17 protein-coding genes are annotated in these 21,574 nt (G+C 61.7%); 8 read left to right on the top strand and 9 right to left on the bottom strand.

The genetic code is table 11. The features are described 5' to 3' along the window. Positions 1–73 precede the first annotated feature (73 nt). A complete protein-coding gene (locus tag BLS51_RS13590) occupies positions 74–1,141 on the top strand; it encodes an MBL fold metallo-hydrolase (protein WP_090189038.1) in 1,068 nt (355 codons plus the stop codon). Between the two features lie 53 nt (positions 1,142–1,194). Here BLS51_RS13590 and BLS51_RS13585 read toward each other — a convergent pair whose 3' ends face one another. Further along, complete coding sequence (locus tag BLS51_RS13585) at positions 1,195–1,530, bottom strand: hypothetical protein (protein WP_090189040.1); 336 nt, start codon at positions 1,528–1,530, stop codon at positions 1,195–1,197. Positions 1,531–1,741: 211 nt separating this feature from the next. On the opposite strand from BLS51_RS13585, the gene BLS51_RS13580 reads away from it, so the two are divergent. The 4 genes from BLS51_RS13580 to BLS51_RS13565 all read left to right on the top strand — a co-directional run bounded on the left by BLS51_RS13580 (position 1,742) and on the right by BLS51_RS13565 (position 7,713). Next, on the top strand, positions 1,742–4,009 hold the full coding sequence (locus tag BLS51_RS13580) for an alpha,alpha-trehalose-phosphate synthase (UDP-forming) (protein ID WP_090189042.1): 2,268 nt from the start codon (positions 1,742–1,744) through the stop codon (positions 4,007–4,009). Positions 4,010–4,011: 2 nt separating this feature from the next. Further along, positions 4,012–4,788: a trehalose-phosphatase gene (gene otsB / locus BLS51_RS13575; protein ID WP_090189045.1), complete on the top strand. Its 777-nt coding sequence runs from the start codon at positions 4,012–4,014 to the stop codon at positions 4,786–4,788. After that, complete coding sequence (locus BLS51_RS13570) at positions 4,785–6,596, top strand: glycoside hydrolase family 15 protein (RefSeq protein WP_090189047.1); 1,812 nt, start codon at positions 4,785–4,787, stop codon at positions 6,594–6,596. Before otsB ends, BLS51_RS13570 begins: the two co-directional genes overlap by 4 nt. Positions 6,597–6,693: 97 nt before the next feature. Next, positions 6,694–7,713: a substrate-binding domain-containing protein gene (locus BLS51_RS13565; RefSeq protein WP_090189049.1), complete on the top strand. Its 1,020-nt coding sequence runs from the start codon at positions 6,694–6,696 to the stop codon at positions 7,711–7,713. Here the strand turns inward: BLS51_RS13565 and BLS51_RS13560 are convergent. Both BLS51_RS13560 and BLS51_RS13555 read right to left on the bottom strand, forming a co-directional pair. Beyond that, positions 7,694–8,125, bottom strand: a complete 432-nt coding sequence (locus BLS51_RS13560; RefSeq protein WP_090189051.1) for a putative toxin-antitoxin system toxin component, PIN family — start codon at positions 8,123–8,125, stop codon at positions 7,694–7,696. The two genes, BLS51_RS13565 and BLS51_RS13560, sit on opposite strands and share 20 nt — an antisense overlap. After that, the gene (locus BLS51_RS13555; RefSeq protein ID WP_090189054.1) at positions 8,109–8,348 is read right to left on the bottom strand and encodes a hypothetical protein; all 240 of its coding nucleotides are present in this window, start codon (positions 8,346–8,348) and stop codon (positions 8,109–8,111) included. Before BLS51_RS13555 ends, BLS51_RS13560 begins: the two co-directional genes overlap by 17 nt. Before the next feature lie 247 nt (positions 8,349–8,595). On the opposite strand from BLS51_RS13555, the gene BLS51_RS13550 reads away from it, so the two are divergent. Further along, entirely contained in the window at positions 8,596–8,877 is a 282-nt protein-coding gene (locus BLS51_RS13550; protein WP_090189057.1) for an SH3 domain-containing protein, read from the top strand. On the opposite strand, the gene BLS51_RS13545 is transcribed toward BLS51_RS13550, so the two are convergent. Further along, positions 8,871–9,275 carry a RidA family protein gene (locus BLS51_RS13545; protein ID WP_090189059.1) on the bottom strand — a complete coding sequence of 135 codons (405 nt, stop codon included), beginning with the start codon at positions 9,273–9,275 and terminating at the stop codon, positions 8,871–8,873. The genes BLS51_RS13550 and BLS51_RS13545 overlap by 7 nt on opposite strands. 68 nt (positions 9,276–9,343) lie before the next feature. Here BLS51_RS13545 and soxR point away from each other — a divergent pair, with 68 nt between their 5' ends. Next, positions 9,344–9,775: a redox-sensitive transcriptional activator SoxR gene (soxR, locus tag BLS51_RS13540; protein ID WP_175472573.1), complete on the top strand. Its 432-nt coding sequence runs from the start codon at positions 9,344–9,346 to the stop codon at positions 9,773–9,775. Positions 9,776–9,794: 19 nt separating this feature from the next. Here the strand turns inward: soxR and icmF are convergent, their stop codons facing one another. The 4 genes from icmF to BLS51_RS13520 form a co-directional block, all read right to left on the bottom strand. After that, complete coding sequence (gene icmF / locus BLS51_RS13535; protein WP_090189061.1) at positions 9,795–13,088, bottom strand: fused isobutyryl-CoA mutase/GTPase IcmF; 3,294 nt, start codon at positions 13,086–13,088, stop codon at positions 9,795–9,797. Between the two features lie 88 nt (positions 13,089–13,176). After that, positions 13,177–16,695, bottom strand: a complete 3,519-nt coding sequence (locus BLS51_RS13530; protein WP_090189063.1) for an indolepyruvate ferredoxin oxidoreductase family protein — start codon at positions 16,693–16,695, stop codon at positions 13,177–13,179. 173 nt (positions 16,696–16,868) lie between these two features. After that, positions 16,869–17,999: a hypothetical protein gene (locus BLS51_RS13525; protein ID WP_090285753.1), complete on the bottom strand. Its 1,131-nt coding sequence runs from the start codon at positions 17,997–17,999 to the stop codon at positions 16,869–16,871. Positions 18,000–18,053: 54 nt separating this feature from the next. After that, complete coding sequence (locus BLS51_RS13520) at positions 18,054–18,986, bottom strand: LysR substrate-binding domain-containing protein (protein WP_090189068.1); 933 nt, start codon at positions 18,984–18,986, stop codon at positions 18,054–18,056. Positions 18,987–19,071: 85 nt separating this feature from the next. Here BLS51_RS13520 and BLS51_RS13515 point away from each other — a divergent pair, with 85 nt between their 5' ends. After that, a complete protein-coding gene (locus BLS51_RS13515; RefSeq protein WP_090189072.1) occupies positions 19,072–20,292 on the top strand; it encodes an HD-GYP domain-containing protein in 1,221 nt (406 codons plus the stop codon). On the opposite strand, the gene BLS51_RS13510 is transcribed toward BLS51_RS13515, so the two are convergent. Next, entirely contained in the window at positions 20,289–21,332 is a 1,044-nt protein-coding gene (locus tag BLS51_RS13510) for a GGDEF domain-containing protein (RefSeq protein ID WP_090189074.1), read from the bottom strand. The two genes, BLS51_RS13515 and BLS51_RS13510, sit on opposite strands and share 4 nt — an antisense overlap. Positions 21,333–21,574 lie beyond the last annotated feature (242 nt).

Here is a 21,574-nt window from a genome sequence, read left to right as displayed (position 1 = left end):
ACCGGCTAGTTTACTTTTCAAAAAATTAGAACTACACTGTGTAGTGTACATTTTAAATTACTGGAGCGCCACCATGAATCCATCTGTTATCGCCGAGTCTGCTGTAGATAGCCTGGACGGCTTGTCCGTCCCCAGTGCGCCGCGCTCGCGCGATGGCCGTTTCCGCAATCCGGTGCGGATGCACAAGATGGGCTTCTTCAAGACGCTGGGCATCATGCTGCGCTTTGCTTTCGACAAGCCGAAAGACACGGTGCCGGCGCTCCCGATTCCCGTTCACGCGATCACGCAGCAGCAGTTATTGGATGCTCCGGATCGCAGCCTGTTCCGCCTGGGCCACTCGACCGTGCTGCTGAAACTGAATGGCCAGTTCTGGCTGACCGACCCGGTATTTTCCGAGCGCGCCTCGCCGGTGCAGTGGGCCGGTCCGCAGCGCTTCCACCAGCCGCCGATCAGCATCGACGACCTGCCGCCGATCAAGGGCGTGATCCTGTCGCACGACCATTACGACCACCTGGATTACGCTGCCGTGAAAAAGCTGGCGGCCAAGACTGAGCACTTCATCACCACGCTGGGCGTCGGCGACCGCCTGATTGCCTGGGGCATCCCGGCGTCCAAGGTGCAGCAGCTGGGCTGGTGGCAATCGACCTATGTCGCAGGCCTGAAGCTGGTGGCGACGCCGGCGCAGCATTTCTCCGGCCGTGGCCTGGGCGACCGCAACAAGACGCTGTGGGCGTCGTTTGTCATAGAAGACCGCGATGTTCGGCTGTTTTTCAGCGGAGATAGCGGTTATTTCGACGGCTTTAAGGAAATCGGCCGCCGCTACGGCCCGTTCGACCTGACCATGGTGGAAACCGGCGCCTACGATCCGCAATGGCCGGACGTACATATGCAGCCGGAAGAATCGTTGCAGGCGCATATCGACCTGCGCGGCAAGGTACTGCTACCGATACATAACGGCACCTTCGATTTGTCGCTGCATGCCTGGCATGATCCGTTCGACCGCATCACCCAGCTGGCGGCCGAGCGCCGCCTGCCGATCGCCACGCCGGAAATCGGCCAGCCGCTGGATATTCTTCAGCCACATGCGGAGGTGAAATGGTGGGAGGCGCTGGTAGGCCAGGACGCAGTCGTGCCCGCATAGGCAGGAACCCACGCTGAATTGGTGAGCACACGTTATATGACGTTGGTGTGGGTTCAGGCGGTAACGTTGATGAACTTGCCGATGGTCTGCCCCAGCGTATTGACCTGAGGCTTAGGCGCGGTCAGATCGGCCGGCAGCACCTGCTGCGCGCGTGGCGGGTTTTCGATCGCGCGGCTGAGGTTGACGGTGGGCAGTGGCTTTTCCGCCGCCTGGGTGGCCTGGTCGCTGTCGCGCTGATTGTCGGCCAGCTTTTGCTTGTCCCTGGCCAGCTGATCGCGGCTGGCATCCAGCCGGCTGGTATCCTGGTTGACGCGGACACGGTCTTGCTGCACCTGCCTTTCAGCTTGTGCAACCGATGCTTGCAACGCGTTGACGGACAAGGTGGCCATGGCAATCCTTCAGGCAGGATGATGCATTTATTGCAGATTAGGCCATAAAAATAAAAAACGCAAGGCCGGCGCGCTCACCACGGGGCTGGGGCATTGCCGACCGATAAAAGTTAGCTGCAATGCAGCAAATTGCCAGCCATCGTGCGTTGGCGAACATTGAAGCACGTGCCTGGAATGAAACAATAAGGTTTCCAGGTCACGGAAGCCCGTCATGTTGTCACGCTCATTCAAACTATCGCTCCGCTTCATCCTGCCACTGGCCGTTCTTCTCGGCCTGTTCGCCTACATCCTCGTGCCACTGATGGACAGCCTGACCCTGCGCTGGTCGGTGCGCGACCTCGACAACCGCTCGCAGTTGCTGGCATCCACGCTGCAACTGCCGCTGCGCGAATACGTGCAGGCCAACGACCGGGTCCGTATCAAGCGTCTGTTCGACAGCGCGGTCCAGGACGAACGCCTGTTCGCACTGGCCTACTGCGACAGCAACGAGAAGTTGCTGTACCAGAGCGCCAGCTACCCGGCGTCGCTGGGCTGCTGGAACGAACCGGCCGACGGCAGCAAGCGCCGGTCGCTGGTGCGCTTGCCGCGCGGCCCGGTGCATGTGGCTGAAACGCAAATCCGCGACGACGCCAGCGTGTTCGGCCGCCTGATCCTGGTGCACGATATGAGCTTCATCGAACGCCGCAGCGCTGAAACCACGAAATACGTGCTGGGCTTTTTCGCGCTGCTGGCAGTGGCCATCTCGGTGCTGACGCTGGTGGTGTCGCATCTCAGCTGGCGCGGCTGGCTGGCTGGCGTGAAGGATGTGCTGCGTGGCCAACTGGGCCGCAGCGCGCGCGCGCCGAGTGCTGCGCCGTCGCCTGAGATGGAACCGCTGATCGGCGAACTGCGCGGCTTGATGGAGGAGTATCACGAGGAGCGCCAGCGCAGCAGCGGCGAGTCCGGTGCTGCCGACTGGGCGCCGGAAAAACTCAAGTCGCTGCTGCAGCAAGACCTGGCCGGCGATGAGGTGCTGGTGGTATCCAACCGTGAACCGTACATCCATGACGCGGCAGCCGACGGCACCATCCGCGTGCGCCGTCCGGCCAGCGGCCTGGTGACCGCTGTCGAAGCGGTGATGCGGGCCTGCTCCGGCACGTGGATCGCCCACGGCGCCGGCAGCGCCGACAAGGAAACCGTCGACCGCAACGATCATGTGCCGGTGCCGCCGGACAATCCGCGCTACACGCTGCGGCGCGTCTGGCTGACCAAGCAGGAAGAGCAGGGCTATTACTATGGCTTCGCCAACGAAGGATTGTGGCCGCTGTGCCATATCGCCCATGTGCGGCCGGTGTTTCGCAGCGCCGACTGGGCTGAATACGTCAAGGTCAACCGTCGCTTCGCCGACGCGGTGATCGCCGAGGCGCGCAGCGACAACCCGGTGGTGCTGGTGCAGGACTACCACTTCGCCCTGCTGCCGCGCATGGTGCGCGAAGCGCTGCCGAAAGCCACCATCATCACCTTCTGGCACATTCCCTGGCCCAACTCGGAATCGTTCGGCATTTGCCCGTGGCGCGAAGAGATCCTGGACGGCATGCTGGGCAGCACCATCCTCGGCTTCCACACCCCATTCCACCGCAAGAACTTCCTCGACACCGTCGACCGCTACCTGGAGACGCGCATCGAACAGGAAGCCTCGACCATCTCCTATGGCGGCGAACTGACGCAGGTGGAAGACTATCCGATCTCGATCGCCTGGCCGGACTATCCCGACCTCGCTCCGGTGGAGCAGTGCCACCGCGAGATCCGCGATTACCTCGGCGTGCCGCGCGATCACCTGCTGGGCTTTGGCGTCGACCGCCTCGACTACACCAAGGGCATCCTGGAGCGCTTCCAGGCGGTCGAGCGCATGTTGGAATTGCATCCCGGCATGGTGGGCCGTTTCAGCCTGGTGCAGATCGCCGCGCCGAGCCGCTCCGACCTGGAGGAGTACATGAGCTTTGAGCAGCGCGTGCGCCAGCTGGCGGCCGCCATCAACGAGCGTTACGCCGGCGCCAGTGCACCGCCGATCATCCTCAAGATCGAGCATCACGAACAGGAGGACCTGCAGCGCTACTTCCGCGCCAGCGAAGTGTGCATGGTGACCAGCCTGCACGACGGCATGAATCTGGTGGCCAAGGAATACCTCGCCGCCCGCGATGATGAAGGCGGGGCACTGGTGCTCAGCCAGTTCACCGGTGCCGCGCGCGAGCTGCACGAGGCCTTGATCATCAATCCCTACCACATCGAACAGGGCGCCGAGGCCTTGTACCGCGGCCTCACCATGCCGGTCAGCGAACAGCGTGAACGCATGCGCGCCATGCGCGACCGGGTGCGCCGTTTCAATGTCTACCGCTGGGCGGGCCACATGCTGCTGGACGCCGCACGGCTGCGCAAGCGCGAAAAAGTCATGCAGAAGATCCGCGCCCACAGCCGTGGCGGACTGCGGCGGGTGGGCTGACCATGCGCGCCTCCCTGTCCCTCCCCGGTCAGCCCGCCCGCGACTTCACGCTGCCGGATGACTGGCGCGACTGCGCCCTGTTCCTGGATTTCGACGGCACGCTGGTCGAGCTGGCGGCCAGCCCGGATGCAGTGGTGGTGGCACCCGGCCTGGCGCAGCTGCTGGCTGCGGTGGCGGCGCAACTCGACGGCCGGCTGGCCATCGTCAGCGGCCGCCCGGTGGCGCAGATCGACGCCATGCTGGCACCATTGACGCTGGCGGCGGCGGGCGTCCATGGTGCCGAACGGCGCGACGCCAACGGCGTTTGGCACTACGCCAGCACGCCGTCGCTGGAGCCGGCCCGGCCGCATCTGCGGTCGCTGGTCGCCGCCCACGACGGCTTGCTGCTGGAAGAAAAGCGCGGCGCCCTGGCCTTGCACTACCGGCTGGCGCCGGCGCTGGAATCCGTCTGCCTGCAGGCCATGCGCGCGGCGCTGGCGGCCTGTCCGGGCACCGTGCTGCTGCACGGGAAAATGGTGCTGGAACTGAAGCCGGCCGGCATCGACAAGGGGGCGGTGCTGGCCGCGTTCCTGCAAGAGCCGCCATTCAAGGGCCACCGTCCGGTGTTCATCGGCGATGACACCACCGATGAAGCCGCCATCATCTACGCCCAGCAAGTCGGCGGCATCGGCGTCAAGGTCGGCGCCGGCGACAGTGCCGCCCATCACCGTCTGGCCCAGCCGCAGGCGCTGCATGCGCTGCTGGCGCAAGCCGCCATTCTGCAAGGAGACCCTATATGACCGACCATTCCGCCACCGCCCTCCCGACCGAAGCCTCGCTGAACTGCGGCGTCATCGGCAACTGTTCATACAACGCAATGGTCGACCAGCGCGGCAGCATCGTCTGGTGCTGCCTGCCGCGCTTCGATGGCGACCCGGTGTTCAACGCGCTGCTCGACGACACCGAAAAAGGCGGCCTGTGGAGCATTGAACTGGAAGACTGCGTCAAGACCGAACAGTTCTATGATCCCAACACCGCGGTGTTGCGCACCCGCCTGAGCGACGCACGCGGCGCCGGCATCGAGATCAGCGATTTTGCGCCACGCTTCACCAGCCGCGACCGCATGTTCCGGCCCCTGATGCTGATCCGCCGTATCCGCCTGCTGAACAGCGCGGTGCGCATCCGTGTCAAACTGCGGCCGCGTTTCAACTGGGGCAGCGAGGCGCCGGTGGTTACGCGCGGCAGCCACCATATCCGCTATGTCGGCGCGGAACAGACGCTGCGGCTGAACACCGACGCCTCGCTCAGCCACCTGCTGTCCGAATCGTGGTTCCTGGTCAACGGCGGGCTGAATTTCACCCTCGGTCCGGACGAAACGCTGAACGATGGCATCGAGGACGTCTGTCGTCGCTTCGAGAAGGAAACCATCAATTACTGGCGTACGTGGAGCCGCCGCCTGGCGCTGCCCTATGAATGGCAGGACGTGGTGATACGCGCCGCCATCACGCTCAAGATGTCGTTGTACGAGGACACCGGCGCCATCATCGCCGCCATGACCACCAGCGTGCCTGAGGCGCCCGGCAGCGCCCGCAACTGGGACTACCGCTACTGCTGGCTGCGGGACGCCTTCTTTGTGGTGCGCGCGCTCAACAGCCTGTCCGAGGTCGGCACCATGGAGGAATACCTGCGCTGGCTGAGCAACATCGTGGCGCGCTCCAAGGGCGGCCATATCCAGCCGCTGTACGGCATCGGACTGGAGGAACTGCTGCCGGAATCAACGGTCGACAACCTGCCCGGCTACCGCGGCCACCGCCCGGTACGGGTGGGCAACCAGGCGCAGGAACACTTCCAGCACGACGTCTATGGCAATGTGGTGCTGGGTGCGGCGCAAGCCTTCCTCGATCACCGCCTGCTGAACCGCGCCGGCGTGGCCGAGTTCCGCCATCTGGAAGCGGTGGGCGAACAGGCGTTCCGGGTGCACGACCAGCCGGACGCCGGCATGTGGGAACTGCGCACGCGTGCCCGTGTCCATACCTCGTCGATGCTGATGAGCTGGGCTGCCTGCGACCGCCTGGCCAAGATCGCGCTGGCGCTGGGTCTGGATGATCGCCATGCATACTGGCAGGAGCGTGCGGAGCAGATCCGCGTGCCGCTGCTGCGCGACTCGTGGAGCGAGGAGCGCCAGGCCTTCGCCGAAAGCCTGGGCGGGCGCGATCTCGATGCCAGCGTGCTGCTGATGGCCGAGGTCAACATCATCGATCCCAAAGACCCGCGCTTCATTGCCACCGTCAAGGCGCTGGAGGAATCGCTGTGCGACGGCCCCTATATGCGCCGTTATGAAGCACCGGACGATTTCGGCAAGCCGGAAACCGCCTTCAATATCTGCACCTTCTGGCGCATCGACGCGCTGGCGCGTATTGGCCGCAAGGACGAGGCGCGCGCCATCTTCGAGACCATGCTGAAGGCGCGCAACCATCTCGGCCTGCTGTCCGAAGACACCCATCCGGTGACCGGTGAAATGTGGGGCAACTTCCCGCAGACCTACTCGATGGTGGGGCTGATCAACTGCGCCATGCGGCTGTCAGTTCCGTGGGACAGCGTGGTATAGCCTTATGATGTTGTATTTCTTTACAAGGTGAGCCGATCAGGTGGCGGCGGGTTCGAGGCGAACGCTATAATCAGCGGTCAACATTGAACAATCAGCTATGAACCTCGCGCATCTCGCACATCACCTTGGCATGTCCAAGACCACGGTGAGCCGCGCGTTAAACGGTTACCCCGAGGTGAATGTGCGCACGCGCGAGCGCGTGCTGAAAGCGGCCCAGGAGGTCGGCTACCAGCCGAATCCGATGGCGCGCTCGCTGGCGCTGGGACGCACCAACGTCTTCGGCATCATTTATCCGCTGCTGCCGACGGACCTGGGCGATCCGATGTTCCTCGACGTGGTGGCTGGCATGTCGGCCGCGCTGGAGGACGTCAGCAAAAGCCTGATCATCGCGCCGGTGTCGCCGGCGGCGGAGCAGCCCGCATATCAGCAGATCGTGCGCGGACGCCGCGTCGACGGCCTGGTGGTGGGGCGCACGCTGGTGCACGACGAGCGCATCGCCTTCCTCAGCAAAGCCAAATTCCCGTTTGTCGCGCATGGCCGCACGGCGCTGAAAGCGCCGTATGCGTGGTTCGACTACGACAACGACGCCGGCGTTCGTCTGGCGATGCAGCGGTTGCTGGGATTGGGCCATCAGCGCCTGGCTTTGATCAGCGCACCGCTGGAATTGAACTTCGCCCGTCAGCGCAAGGACAGCTTTGTCGCCTCGCTGGCGGAGGCGGGCCTCAGTGCCGATCCACGCTACCTGATCGACAACACGCTGGATCGCCGCAGCGGCTACCAGGCCATGCAGCAACTGCTGGCGTGCGCGCCGCGTCCGACGGCGGTGATCGTCGATAACCACCTGTCCGGCGTTGGCGCGGTGCGCGCCTTGCTTGATGCGGGTGTGGCGATTGGCACGGACATCTCCGTCATCGTCTGGGGCAGCATGGCCGATACGCTGGCTGGCGCCAACGTCACCACCATCGACCAGCCGGACCCGCGCAAAGCCGGCGCGCGCATGGTCGACATGCTGCTGGCACTGGTCGACGGCACGCCCGCCAGCGAATTGCAGGAACTGTGGCAACCAGTATTGCTGGAAGGCGCCACTGTGGGCCAGATCATGGAAAGCCGGTTCTAAACATCACTTTTTGCAAGGCTTGCCTGGGTCGCAGTATCTGCATACCCTGATATTGTTGGATGACTAGAAGATCGTTGTCTCCCGTGACGATTGCTGTTGCTTTTGCAGCGAGTGCGCAGGCGAGCACCATATCATCTTTGGGATCTCGTGCAATGTGAGGGTATGGCGGCGGCGCGCGTACGATGGAGGAGATCGCCGTATATTTTCGCATCACCTCATCTGGATGGCGCTGCATACGCTGTAGCCGTGACACGATCCTTTTTCGACCAAGCACCACCTTCAGCTCGGACAAGAGTTCTACGCTCGCGCAGATTGCAATATGATTTCTGGCTGCCATTTGCAGTAAATGGTGTGGCGCACCTTGCGCCACAAATGCTGAGACGACGACATTTGTGTCAAGTACCAGACGCATATTGCTCTGCCCTTGCCGCGCGTACTTCTGCGACCACCTCTTCTTCACTCAAGGGTTGCACGCCGGCTGCTGCTAATCTTGGTGCAATGCTCAATAAGCTTTGAAAAGCGTGTTCTCGAATTTCGCTCCGTAAGATCGCTTCCAGATTGCTTGCATCCAGCAGCCCCAGCTCAGTGGCGTCCCGCACCAAATCGTCTGGAAGGGAAATTTGTATCGTGACCATGTATGCCTCCTGCTTAGCCTATTCAGCCAGTATAGGAAGCCAGGCGGGAAATCATAGGCTTTCTGTTTGATTCAGATCAGTTCTGATAAGGTAAAGTAATGCTTTGATACTTTTTTCTGGCCGATGCATGAAACCTTATCTGGCGTATGGATCTTTTCTCTTGCTGTTGAGCGGCTGCTCAAGCATGCCTTCCGTTCGTACTACGCAGGTTCTGGAAAATACCGGTACGGAGTTTCCGACCATGTGCATGCTGTTGCAGTCCGACGGCAGCCTGGTATTCAAGGGTGGCTTCGATTTCTACAATCCCGGTTCCTGGCGGCGCGACGGCGATGTATTGATCGTTACGGTCGGCGGCAAAGCGCCGTTCCCTGCGGAGTTATACAAGGAACAGCTGCCCAAGCATATCGGTGGCCTGACCGGTTATAACGAGAAGCGGCGCGAGATCAGCTACCGCTTTGACGCATCGACGGAGTTTATCAACTTCGATAACTTCTACTTCTATCGCGCCGAGCGCTGCCACGCTCAATAAATCTCCTGCTGAACGACAGTCGCGTCTATTTCGAACAGCATGCCGTCCAGCGCCAGGCGCGGCACCGGAATCAGCGTGCACGCCGGTGCCGGGTGCTCGCTCCACATTGCGCGCAAAGCCTTGCTGAAGATGGCGAGACGTGCTTCGCTATGGTCCACGATCAGTGCCGTGACCTTCGCCACATCGGTGTGCGCCGCACTGGCCGCTGCAAGCGCGGCACGCAGATTGTGCAGGGCTTGTTCCACCTGCTCGCCAAATTCCTCTGATAACTCGCCATGTGCGTTTTCACCGCCTTGTCCAGCGATATAGATAATGCGCGCCGGTGCATCCGCGACCACAACATGGCTATAACCATTTGGCCGTGGATCATACAAATCTTCAGGATTGATGAATTTCATGGTGTCCTTTGTGCAGTAAATGTGTGGACACTATAAAATCTCAACTTAACTTGAGGTCAAGGGATTTCATGATTCCAAACGAACTGAGTGTAGGCGAGCTGGCGGAACGCTCCGGCGTCGCCGTCTCCGCGCTGCATTTTTACGAAGCCAAGGGATTGATACAGTCGGTCCGCAGCAGCGGCAACCAGCGCCGCTACGCGCGCTCGGTGCTACGCCGGCTGGCCGTCATCAAGGTCGCGCAACGCGTCGGCCTGCCGCTGGCCGAAATCGCCAAAGCGCTTGACGCGCTACCGTCCGGCCGGACACCCACCGTCGCCGACTGGCGCCGCTTATCCGCAGCCTGGAAACAGGAGCTGGAAGACCGTATCAAGACCCTCACCCAGCTGCGCGACCAGCTTGATGGCTGCATCGGCTGCGGATGCCTGTCACTGAAAGCCTGCCCGTTGCGTAACGCGCAGGATGCGATGGCAGAAGAAGGTGCCGGGCCACATTTCAAATAATGTAGTCCGGCGAGAGGTCCTACATATTGCGGCGATACTGGCCGCCGACTTCGAATAGCGCGGTGGTGATCTGGCCGAGGGAGCAGACGCGGACGGCTTCCATCAGTTTATCGAATACGTTGGCGTTGTCGATGGCGGCTTGCTGCAAGGCGGCCAGTGCTTGCGGGGCTTCTGCCGCGTGGCGCTTGTGGAAGTCTTCCAGGCGGTTGAGCTGCGATTGCTTTTCGTCGTCGGTGGAGCGTGCCAGTTCGATCTGCGCCGGTGCTTCCGCACCTTTCGGATTGCGGAAGGTGTTGACGCCGATGATGGGCAGGGTGCCGTCGTGCTTCTGGTGCTCGTACAGCATTGATTCCTCCTGAATCTTGCCGCGCTGGTAGCCGGTTTCCATCGCGCCCAGCACGCCGCCGCGTTCGGCGATGCGTTCGAATTCCTGCAGCACGGCTTCTTCCACCATGTCGGTCAGTTCGTCCATGATGAACGAGCCCTGATTCGGATTTTCGTTCTTGGCCAGGCCCCATTCGCGGTTGATGATCAGTTGAATTGCTAATGCCCTGCGCACCGATTCGTCGGTCGGTGTGGTAATGGCTTCGTCGTAGGCGTTGGTGTGCAACGAGTTGCAGTTGTCGTAGATGGCGATCAGCGCTTGCAGTGTGGTGCGGATGTCGTTGAAGTCGATCTCCTGCGCGTGCAGCGAACGGCCCGAGGTCTGCACGTGGTATTTGAGTTTCTGCGAACGGTCGTTGGCGCCGTATTTGTCGCGCATGGCGATAGCCCAGATGCGGCGGGCGACGCGGCCCAGTACCGTGTATTCCGGGTCCATGCCGTTGGAGAAGAAGAACGACAGGTTGGGCGCGAAGTCGTCGATGTGCATGCCGCGTGCCAGGTAGGCTTCCACGAACGTGAAGCCGTTCGACAGCGTGAACGCCAGTTGAGAGATCGGGTTCGCGCCGGCTTCGGCGATGTGGTAGCCGGAGATCGATACCGAGTAGAAGTTGCGCACCTGGTGGTGGACGAAGTATTCCTGGATATCGCCCATCACTTTCAGCGAGAACTCGGTGGAGAAGATGCAGGTGTTCTGGCCCTGGTCTTCCTTGAGGATGTCCGCCTGCACGGTGCCGCGCACGTTTTGCAGCACCCATGCCTTGATCTTGGCGGCTTCGTCGGCGCTCGGCTGGCGCTTGTTCTCTTCGGCGAATCTGGCGATCTGCTGGTCGATCGCAGTGTTCATGAACATCGCCAGAATCGTTGGCGCCGGGCCGTTGATGGTCATCGATACCGAGGTGCTTGGGCTGCACAGGTTGAAGCCGTCGTACAGCACTTTCATGTCGTCCAGCGTGGCGATGGAGACGCCGGAGTTGCCGACCTTGCCGTAGATGTCCGGACGCAGCGCGGGATCGGCGCCGTACAGCGTCACCGAGTCGAACGCGGTCGACAAACGCTTGGCGTCCATGCCGGTGGAGACCAGTTTGAAGCGGCGGTTGGTACGGAAGGCGTCGCCTTCGCCGGCGAACATGCGGGTCGGGTCTTCACCTTCGCGCTTGAAGGCGAACACGCCGGCAGTGAAGGGGAAGGAGCCCGGCACGTTTTCCAGCATCAGGAAGCGCAGGATTTCGCCATGGTCTTCATAGCGTGGCAACGCTACCTTGCGGATGCGCGTGCCGGACAGCGTGTGCTGCACCAGACGTGTGCGGATTTCCTTGTCGCGGATCTTGACCACGTAGTCGTCGCCGCTGTAGGCCGCTTGCATGTCGGGCCATTGCGCCAGCAGTTTCCTGGCGCCGGCGTCCATATCGGTGTCGCGCTCGGCGATCAGGTCGTCCAGGTCTGCGGTCTTGTTGGCGATGGCCAGCATGCGCCTGGTTTCGCTGAGCTGCTGACGCTCGCGCGCCAGCGTGACCTGCTTGCGCGTATGGCGATGGTAGCCGCGCACGGTGTCGGCGATCTCCGCCAGGTAGCGTGCGCGCGCCGGCGGCACGATGACGTTCTTGCCGCTGGAGTGGCGGATATCACTGACCGGCAGCTTCGATGGCTGCGCGCGCAGGCCTAATTCCGCCAGCTTGGGCAGCAAGCCTTGATACAGCGCGGTGACGCCGTCGTCATTGAAGCGCGAGGCTTGCGTGCCGTAGACCGGCATTTCTTCCGGACGTTTGCTCCACAGTTCGCGGTTGCGCTGGTATTGCTTGGCGACGTCGCGCAGCGCATCCTGCGCGCCTTTACGGTCAAACTTGTTGATGGCGATGAAGTCGGCGAAATCGAGCATGTCGATTTTTTCCAGCTGCGAGGCGGCGCCGAACTCCGGCGTCATCACATACATCGACACGTCGACGTGCGGCACGATGGCGGCGTCGCCCTGGCCGATGCCGGAGGTTTCAACGATGACCAGATCAAAGCCGGCCACCTTGCAGGCGGCGACGACGTCCGGCAGCGCTTGCGAAATCTCTGAGCCGGCTTCGCGCGTGGCCAGCGAGCGCATAAATACGCGTGACTGGCCGGCCCAAGGATTGATGGCGTTCATGCGGATGCGGTCGCCCAGCAATGCGCCGCCGGATTTGCGGCGCGATGGGTCGATGGAGATCACGGCGATGTTCAAGGCATCGCCCTGGTCGAGACGGATGCGGCGTATCAGTTCATCGGTCAGCGAGGATTTACCGGCGCCACCGGTGCCGGTGATGCCCAGCGTGGGCACTGGCAGGCCTTCGGCAGCGGCCAGCAGTTCGGCGCGCAGCGGCGGCGCGGCCTTTTCGTTTTCGAGTGCGGTGATCAGTTGCGCCAATGGGCGGTGGTGGGTGGCGATGTCGTCGCCTTCACGCAGCGGTGCCAGCGAAGTAGGGGAGTATTGCGACAGGTCGATGTCGCACTGCTGCACCATCCACTGGATCATGCCGACGAGGCCCATGCGCTGGCCATCTTCCGGGCTGAAGATCCTGGTGACGCCGTAAGCGTGCAGTTCTTCGATTTCATGCGGGACGATGACACCGCCGCCGCCGCCAAACACCTTGATGTGTGCACCGCCGCGCTGGCGCAGCAGGTCGATCATGTATTTAAAGTATTCAACGTGGCCGCCCTGGTAGCTGGAGATGGCAATGCCTTGCACGTCTTCCGCCAGTGCGGCGGTGACCACTTCATCCACCGAGCGGTTGTGGCCGAGGTGGATGACTTCCACGCCGTTCGATTGCAGGATGCGGCGCATGATGTTGATCGAGGCGTCGTGGCCGTCGAACAGCGAGGCCGCCGTGACGAAGCGGATTTTGTTCGCTACGCGCGGCGGCTGGTCAGCGACGGCCGCGATGTTCGGAGTCGAGAGGTCGTTCATTGGTGTCCCTGATAATTTTTTTGTTCATTATATGACGTTTACGTAAACGTCAAATGTGTATGGGTTCCCGCGTGCGCGGGAAGACGGCTCAGGCGGCGCGCTGTTCGGCAAATTGCGTCAGCAGGCGGGTCTTGTCGGCGCGGAAGGTGGCGACGGCGGCTTCCTTCACGTGGCCAAAGCCGCGCACCTTCTCCGGTAGCGAGGCCAGGTCCACAGCGGTGGCGTGGTTGTCCGCGTTCAGCTGCCCGGTCAGCGTCATCACCATGTCGCGGTATTCGGCGATCAGCGCGCGCTCCATCTTGCGCTCTTCGGTGTAGCCGAAGAGGTCGAAGGCGCCGCCGCGCAGACCCTTGAATTTGGCTAGCAGCTTGAAAGCGCCCCACATCCACGAGCCGAATTCCGCCTTTACCAGATGGCCCTTGCCGTCCTTCTTGGCAAACAGTGGTGGCGCCAGGTTGAACTTCACGCTGAAGTTGCCCTCGAATTGCTGCTTGAGCTGTTCGACGAAGCGGCCATCGGTGTACAGGCGCGCCACTTCGTATTCGTCCTTGTAGGCCATCAGCTTGAAATAGTACTTGGCGACTGCGGTGGACAGCTTGTTGTTCAGGCCCAGCGCCGTTTCGCGCGCGCGTACTTGTGCCACCAGTTCCGAATAGGTGTTGGCATAGGCGGCGTTCTGATACGCGGTGAGGAATTCCATGCGCTTGGCGACGATGCTGTCCAGGCTTTGCGGCATTTGCAGCACGATAGGCTGCGCTGGCGTTGCCACGCGTTCGACGCGCTTCAGGTCCACGGCGGCGCGGCGGCCCCACAGGAAGCTCTTCTTGTTCGAGCCGACGGCCACGCCATTCAGTTCAATCGCGCGCAGCAGCGATTCTTCTTTCAGCGGGATGCGGCCGCGTTGCCAGGCGTAGCCCAGCATGAACAGGTTGGCGGCGATCGAATCACCCATCAAGGCGGTGGCCAGCTTGGTGGCGTCGATGAAGTCCGCCGCGCCGTCGCCGACCGATTCCTCGATCAGCGCGCGCACATCGGCGGCCGGGTATTGCCAGTCGGCGTTTTGCGCGAAGGTGCCGGGTGGCTGTTCGTGCAGGTTGACGATGGCCAGCGTGCGGCCCGGACGCATCTTCGATACCGCGTCGGCGGCGCCGGCAGTCAGCATGTCGCAGCCGAGGATGACGTCCGCCTCACCGGTGGCGATCCGTTGCGCACGCAAGTGCGATGGCGTGCGCGCGATCTTCACGTGCGACGTGACCGAGCCGTTTTTCTGCGACATGCCGGTCATGTCCAGCACCGATGCGCCTTTGCCTTCGATGTGCGCGGCCATGCCCATCAGCGCGCCGACGGTGATGACGCCGGTGCCGCCAATGCCGTTGATGAGGATGTTGTACGGATGATCGCACTCCGGCAGCACAGGCGCGGGCAGCGCATCCCAGCCGTCATCGGTTTGCGTGGCGCCAGCCTTGGTTTTTTTCAGCGCGCCGCCTTCCACCGTGACGAAGCTTGGGCAGAAGCCTTTCACGCACGAGTAGTCCTTGTTGCAGGACGATTGATCGATGGTGCGCTTGCGGCCGAATTCCGTTTCCTTCGGCAGGATGGACACGCAGTTCGATTGAATGCCGCAGTCGCCGCAGCCTTCGCATACGGCTTCGTTGATGACCATGCGCTTGGCGATGTCCGGATACGCGCCGGTTTTACGGCGGCGGCGTTTCTCGGCGGCGCAGGTCTGGTCGTAGATCAGTACCGATACGCCGGAAATTTCTCGTAGCTCGCGCTGCACTGCATCCATGTCTTTGCGGTCGTGCAGCGAGACGATGGCGGGCAGGGCGCTGCGGTCGGTGTAGCGCGCCAGGTCTTCCGTCACCAGCGCGATGCGCTTGACGCCTTCAGCTGCCATCTGTTGCGCGATCATCGGCACCGAGGTCTGGCCGTCCACCGGCTGGCCGCCGGTCATGGCCACCGCGTCGTTGTAGAGGATCTTGTAAGTGATGTTCACGCGCGCCGCCACCGCCGCGCGGATCGCCAGGTAGCCGGAGTGGAAGTAGGTGCCGTCGCCGAGATTCTGGAACACGTGCGGCACTTTCGAGAACGCGGCCTGGCCGATCCATGGCGCACCTTCGCCGCCCATGTGCGTGGTCAGCTTGTTGTACTCGGGGTAGATCGAGGTGGCCATCACGTGACAGCCGATGCCGGCCAATGCGAACGAACCGTCCGGCACCTTGGTCGAGGTATTGTGCGGGCATCCGGAGCAGTAGAACGCTGGACGGAAAGGTGTATTGATGGCCTTCTTCAGCACCGCATCCTTCTCATCGAGGAAGGTCAGGCGAGCCTTGATCTGCTGCTCGATGTGCGCATCGCTGATGTAGCGCGCGACGCGGCTGGCGATCACGCGTGCCACCTGCGATACCGAGAAGTCAGCCTTCGGCGGCAGCAGCCATTCACCGCGCGGCGCCACCCATTCGCCCTTGTCGTCGAACTTGCCGATCACGCGTGGACGCACATCGTCGCGCCAGTTGTACAGCTGTTCCTTTAGCTGGTATTCGACGAACTGGCGCTTCTCTTCCACCACCAGAATCTCATCAAGGCCTTGGGCAAACTCGCGTACGCTGTCCGGCTCCAGCGGCCATGGCATCGCCACCTTGAACAGGCGCAGGCCAACCTCGGCGGCCATCGCTTCATCGATGCCCAGTTCTTCCAGCGCTTCCAGCACGTCCAGATACGATTTGCCGGAGGCGATGATGCCCAGCTTCGCATCCTTCGAATCGATGGTGGTGTGATTCAGCTTGTTCTCGCGCGCATAGGCCAGCGCGGCGTAGATTTTGTAGTCCTGCATCAGCGCTTCCTGATTGCGTGCCTGCTGGCCCAGCGGCACGGAGGACAGGCGGGCATTCAGGCCGCCGGGCGGCATGACGAAGTCTTTCGGTATCTTGACGTCGACGCGGAACGGATCGGCGTCGATCGAGGCCGACGATTCCACCGTGTCCGCCAGCGCCTTGAAAGCCACCGCGCAGCCGGAGAAGCGCGACATGGCCCAGCCATGCACGCCCAGGTCCAGGTATTCCTGCACATTGCAAGGGTAGAGCACCGGCACCATGCAGGCCGAGAAGATGTGGTCCGACTGGTGCGGCAGCGTGGACGAATACGCGCCGTGGTCGTCGCCCGCCACCAGCAGCACGCCGCCGTGTTTCGCCGTACCGGCGTGGTTCATGTGCTTGAATACATCGCCGCACCGGTCGACGCCAGGGCCTTTACCGTACCACATCGCGAACACGCCGTCGTACTTCGATTCGCCAATCAGGTCCACCTGCTGCGAGCCCCACACCGCTGTCGCCGCCAGGTCTTCGTTCACACCCGGCACGAACTGCACATTGTGCGTTTCCAGGTGCGGCTTGGCCTTCCACAGGTTCTCATCCAGGCCGCCCAGCGGCGAACCGCGATAGCCCGAAATGAAGCCGGCGGTATGCAGGCCGGCGGTCTTGTCTCGCACGTGCTGAATCATCGGCAGGCGCACCAGCGCCTGGATGCCGGACAGGAAGATCTTGCCGTTGGTGGAAGTGTATTTGTCGTCGAGGCTCACGGACGTGAGCGAGCTGGTGCCGTCTGGCATGGCGGTGTCTCCGTTTTTGTCATTGGATCGTGCTCGAACAGGGAAACGCCGGGTGGACGTGCCAGGCTCAAGCCGTCATGCCGCCTGGTTGGCGGCTGACTCCCAGTATGGGCGCGAGTTGACGTATACGGAAATACCGAATGCCGATAGGGGTATAAGAAAAAGTGATGGCTCTACGGGGCGATCTGTGGCGCCCAGCGTAGCGGACGGTTCTTGCTGGCCGCTGCCGGCGTAGCCTCGGGCAACGCCCAGTTGGCCGCATCGCCGAACAGGTTCAGCAACTTGGCTTCCGCTACTTCATCGGTCGAGGAGCCGCCGCCGAACAAGTCCTTGGTTTCGCTCAAGTAGAGCGGCTTGCTATCGGCGGTGACATCGATCAGCCGTTCGCTCTTGCCAACCTTCAGCTTGTATTTTCCGGGCGGGAGCGTGAACGCCAGATAGCCGTGATAGCTTGGCATGAAGCGTGCGGCCTTGTCGTCGCTGTCATCCATCTTTTTCAACGAGAAGGTGGTGGGGATCTCGTGGATATAGGTTTCGTGGCGCGGGCTGCTGCGGCTGTCATTGATGAAGATCAGGTTGGCGGCCGGGGCCAGCGCCAGCGCGCCAGGTTGCAGCGCAGGGACCGAGCTGATGCCGGCATCGGCCAGTGCGCGGCGGGCTTTTTCGCTGCTGACCAGTTGGCTCAGCGCATGCTGGATGTTGGCGGCGCCGGCATAAAACGCTTCTTTCGGGTCGTACTTGGTGCCTGAATAACCGCCCTGGTTGACATAGCGCGCATGCCAGACGGTTTTCCCGCGCTGGCGGTCGACCACCGCGATCTCCATCGGCGTATTCAGACGGAATGTGCAGAAGAAGCCGCAATTGACCGGGGTGACAAAATCACTCACACGCCAGTCGACCAGGGCGATATAGCGCCGCGTGCCAGCGCGCTCGCCCAGCTCGGCCACCGTGGCCGGTACCGGGGATGGCTGGTCTGGATACGTGTCGATGGTAATCGGGTGCATCGCCAGCTTCTGTTCAGGATCGGTGGCGCTGGCGGCGAAGCCGGTGCAGATCCATGACTGCACCAGTTGCTGGTTGCTGCCCGCTGAGCTGCCGAAGAAGGTTTTCTTGATCTTCGGATCGCATTGGTCGGCAGTGGTAAGGATAGCAACGTCAATGTCGCCAAGTTCGAGCGGGTCGGTAGCTTCGCGCTCGATCAGCTCGAAAAACGGCTGCTTCATTAAATAGGGATTGTACGGCGTGGCGGCGTGGGCGCTGCTGCAAAGTAGGCTCAGCGCCAGCAGGCGGAGACGGTGGGACATGAGGTTCCTTTCTGATTAACCTCACTATTATATTTCCATATGGAAATTTACCGTCTACTCCAGCGTGTGCGTTCCCGGCCACGTTCCGGAACTGATCAGTTGCGCGCTGACCTGTCCCACCAGCTTGCTGATTGCGGCGGCAGCGTTGGTCAGCGGAATGTTGCGTGAAGAACACAATACAACTGTGCGGGAAATCGAGGGGGTATGGATGCGCTGCGCGCGCAAGGCGCCACGCTGCAATTCGTCCAGGACAGGTGCCGATGGCAGCAGGGTCGCGCCCATGTCCGCCAGCAGCGCGGACTTGAGGATGGCAATGGAGTTGATTTCGATCACATTACCGACGCTGAGTCCGGCCGCGCGCGCCACGCTTTCGATCCGTGGCCGCACGCCGTGTTGCAGGCCAGGCAAGATTAATGTGGTCGCCAATGCCTGTTGTAGTGTAAGTGAATGCTCACCTCTGGCGTACGCTGCATCGGCGCGGCAGATGAAATGGAGTTCCTCTTCCGCCAGCGGCGCGGTGGCGAACTGGCTCAGCTGGCCATCGTCAAACAGCACGGCCAGGTTGACGCGACCGGACTTCAGCTGGTCGCTCAGATTGCCGGTCAGCTCTTCGGTCAGCTGCAGTGTGATCTCGGGATATTGGGCACGGGTCGCGGTCAGCAAGGGCAGGGCCAGCGCGCCGGAGATGCTGTGCGGCAGTCCCAGCGTGACGCTGCCGCTGGGCCGCTCGGCCGATTGCGCCACCGCCGAGCGCGCGTCTGCCACCTGCTTGAGGATGGCCTGGGCGTGTTCGTAGAAGACCTTGCCGGCATCGGTGCTGAGCACGCCCTGGGCGGTCCGGTGCAGCAACTGCACGCCCAATTCCGCCTCCAGCTGGCGCAATTGCTGGGTCAGCGCGGGTTGGGCGACGTGCAGGATCAGCGCCGCGCGCGACAGCGAACCGTGATCGACGATAGCAACAAAATAACGCAGCTGGCGTAGTTCCATGTAAATTTAAATTTCGGTAGGAAACGTTTTGTTATACTGGATGCATGACGGGGTAGTGTCCAGCTTCTATTTGATGGGTATTCGTATGTTAAAGAAAGTCGATTCCTCCCAGCTTAAAATCGGCATGTATATCCACGACCTGAGCTGCGACTGGATGACCCACCCATTTGTCCGCAACCGTTTTCTGCTGTCCAGCGACGATGAAATCCGCAAGATCCTCAACGCTGGCATCCACGATGTTGTCATAGACAGTTCCAAGGGCCTGGACATTGAGGATGCGCCGACGCTGGCCGAAGCGCAAGCTGCCACCGAGCGCGAAATCGTCGAGATGGTGGCCAAGGCGCCGGTGCAGACGCGCGTGTCGCTGGGCGAAGAAATGCAGCGCGCGGTGCAGATCCGCCACCAGGCGTCGACGCTGGTGCGTAGTGTGATGCAGGATGCGCGCCTCGGCAAGGCCATCGAGCTGGACCAGGTACAACCGGTGGTGCAAAATATTACCGAGTCCATCCTGCGCAATCCGGGCGCGCTGGTCGGCCTGCTGCGCATCAAGAACAAGGACGACTACACTTTCCTGCACTCGGTCAGCGTGTGCACGCTGCTGGTGGCGTTTTGCCGCTCACGCAACCTGCCGGCCGACATCACTCACCAGGCCGGCCTGGGCGGCTTGCTGCATGATACCGGCAAGGCGCTGGTGCCGGATCACATCCTCAACAAGCCGGGGCCGCTGACCGACGAGGAGTTCGCCGTCATCAAGAAGCATCCGGAAGATGGCTACAACATCCTGAAGCAATCGCCGGAGATCGGCCCGATTCCGCTGGATATCACGCTGCACCACCACGAGCGCCGCGACGGCAGCGGCTATCCGGGCAAGCAGGCCAATGACCAGATCAGCGAATTGGCGCAGATGGCCGCTATTGTCGACGTGTACGACGCCATTACCGCCGATCGGTGCTATCACAAGGGCATGCCGGCGGCAGCGGCGCTACGCAAGATTTATGAGTGGAGCAAGTTCCATTTCAATCCGCAATATGCGCAGGAATTCATGCGCTGCGTGGGGATTTATCCGGTGGGCACGATGGTGCTGCTGGAATCGGGGCGCCTGGGCGTGGTGATCGAGCCGCATGAAACCAATCTGCTGGCGCCCAAGGTCAATGTGTTCTTCCACACCAAGAAGAACGTCTACATCAAGCCGGAAACCATTGATTTGTCGCGCGGATTGGGCTTTGGCGGCGGCGACAAGATTGTCGGCCACGAATCGCCGGCCAAGTGGAATGTCGATCCGATGCGCTTCCTCAGCGTCGCTTAGAAGAATTCGGCGGTATCGTTGGATTCGATGGCCTGCAGCAGGCCGCCGCTGACCAGCTCGTCGTAGTGGCACACCAGATTGCGGCCATGGCTCTTGGCGTAGTACAGCGCCTGGTCGGCGTGGCCAAGAATGATCACCGGCGCTTCCAGCGCGCTGATGCTGACAAAGCCCACACTCACCGTCACCTTGCCAACTTGCGGGAAGTCATGCGCCGCCACGTTCATGCGGAAGCGCTCGATGATTTTCTTGGCATTGTCCAAGGTGGCCGAACGCAGCAGCACGACAAATTCCTCGCCGCCGAAACGGAACACGCGGTCTTGCGCGCGGAATGACGAGGTCAGCAGGTTGGCGATCAGGATCAGCACCTCATCGCCGTACAAATGGCCGAAACGGTCGTTAACGTGCTTGAAATGGTCGACGTCCACCACGGCCAGCCATTGCTTTTCTTCGTCACAGTGGGCCCGGCGTTCCGGCTCGCCCGGCAGCGTGATGGCGTCCTGCTCGGTGCTGGCGGCCAGCATCTTGGACAGCTGGTCGTCAAACGTCTTGCGGTTCAGCAGGCCGGTCAGCGAATCGCGTTCGCTGTAATCCAGCAGGTTCTGGAAATTGCGGTAGACACTGACGATGCCGCCGATGACGTGGATGGTTTCACTGGTGTATGGCGTCGGATTGACGATTTCCAGGCAGGTATCCGCCTTGTCACCCAACCAGATTGGCAGCCACAGCGTGTGCTCGTCGGCTTCGTTGGCGACATCGGCGCCGGATTCATGGCGGGCGATGCATTGCGCCAGCGCCGGGTAACGCTCGACCGGATCGCCGGGATGTTGCTGGTCGGTGGTATCAACCATGCGTGCCGGTTCACCGTTACGGATGACAGCGCGCGGACGGACAAACACCTTTCCCCTGACTGTCGCCAGAGTAAGCACACGGACCTGACTGGCGCGGGCAAGCTCCTGCACCGCCGAAATCACCGAGATGTCGAGCATCGTGTGATCACGGTGACCGGTCATGTCCACCATGTGTTTCAGTAGGGAATCCATTTGCCTTTCCAAAAAACAGCTGATCAGGATAATAGCTTTTTGCAATTGAGGCAATTCATGTGTGCGAAAAAAAACTTACATTCCGAAAGAATGCGATCTTTTTCCGACACTCATCTTCATCATAGACTAAAAAAGATTCCACACGGAAAACTTGCGTCTCATCAACTCCAATAAATGCAGCGTCCGTATAGTTGAAAGCAATGGTGCAGCGGAACGCGCCAGAGGTTTTTTTATGGACTAAC

Origin of the sequence: Duganella sp. OV510 (assembly GCF_900100205.1) — a bacterium.
In the GTDB taxonomy this organism is placed as follows: Bacteria; Pseudomonadota; Gammaproteobacteria; order Burkholderiales; family Burkholderiaceae_D; genus Rugamonas.
The sequence above is the reverse complement of the archived record's forward strand: the minus strand, read 5'-3'. Positions and strand labels throughout refer to the sequence as shown.

What these genes read in the sequence shown, in the direction of transcription:
- BLS51_RS13590 (WP_090189038.1), top strand. Translation starts at nt 74, where the DNA reads ATGAATCCATCTGTTATCGCCGAGTCTGCTGTAGATAGCCTGGACGGC.
- BLS51_RS13585 (WP_090189040.1), bottom strand. Translation starts at nt 1,530, where the DNA reads ATGGCCACCTTGTCCGTCAACGCGTTGCAAGCATCGGTTGCACAAGCT.
- BLS51_RS13580 (WP_090189042.1), top strand. Translation starts at nt 1,742, where the DNA reads ATGTTGTCACGCTCATTCAAACTATCGCTCCGCTTCATCCTGCCACTG.
- otsB (WP_090189045.1), top strand. Translation starts at nt 4,012, where the DNA reads ATGCGCGCCTCCCTGTCCCTCCCCGGTCAGCCCGCCCGCGACTTCACG.
- BLS51_RS13570 (WP_090189047.1), top strand. Translation starts at nt 4,785, where the DNA reads ATGACCGACCATTCCGCCACCGCCCTCCCGACCGAAGCCTCGCTGAAC.
- BLS51_RS13565 (WP_090189049.1), top strand. Translation starts at nt 6,694, where the DNA reads ATGAACCTCGCGCATCTCGCACATCACCTTGGCATGTCCAAGACCACG.
- BLS51_RS13560 (WP_090189051.1), bottom strand. Translation starts at nt 8,125, where the DNA reads ATGCGTCTGGTACTTGACACAAATGTCGTCGTCTCAGCATTTGTGGCG.
- BLS51_RS13555 (WP_090189054.1), bottom strand. Translation starts at nt 8,348, where the DNA reads ATGGTCACGATACAAATTTCCCTTCCAGACGATTTGGTGCGGGACGCC.
- BLS51_RS13550 (WP_090189057.1), top strand. Translation starts at nt 8,596, where the DNA reads ATGCTGTTGCAGTCCGACGGCAGCCTGGTATTCAAGGGTGGCTTCGAT.
- BLS51_RS13545 (WP_090189059.1), bottom strand. Translation starts at nt 9,275, where the DNA reads ATGAAATTCATCAATCCTGAAGATTTGTATGATCCACGGCCAAATGGT.
- soxR (WP_175472573.1), top strand. Translation starts at nt 9,344, where the DNA reads ATGATTCCAAACGAACTGAGTGTAGGCGAGCTGGCGGAACGCTCCGGC.
- icmF (WP_090189061.1), bottom strand. Translation starts at nt 13,088, where the DNA reads ATGAACGACCTCTCGACTCCGAACATCGCGGCCGTCGCTGACCAGCCG.
- BLS51_RS13530 (WP_090189063.1), bottom strand. Translation starts at nt 16,695, where the DNA reads ATGCCAGACGGCACCAGCTCGCTCACGTCCGTGAGCCTCGACGACAAA.
- BLS51_RS13525 (WP_090285753.1), bottom strand. Translation starts at nt 17,999, where the DNA reads ATGTCCCACCGTCTCCGCCTGCTGGCGCTGAGCCTACTTTGCAGCAGC.
- BLS51_RS13520 (WP_090189068.1), bottom strand. Translation starts at nt 18,986, where the DNA reads ATGGAACTACGCCAGCTGCGTTATTTTGTTGCTATCGTCGATCACGGT.
- BLS51_RS13515 (WP_090189072.1), top strand. Translation starts at nt 19,072, where the DNA reads ATGTTAAAGAAAGTCGATTCCTCCCAGCTTAAAATCGGCATGTATATC.
- BLS51_RS13510 (WP_090189074.1), bottom strand. Translation starts at nt 21,332, where the DNA reads ATGGATTCCCTACTGAAACACATGGTGGACATGACCGGTCACCGTGAT.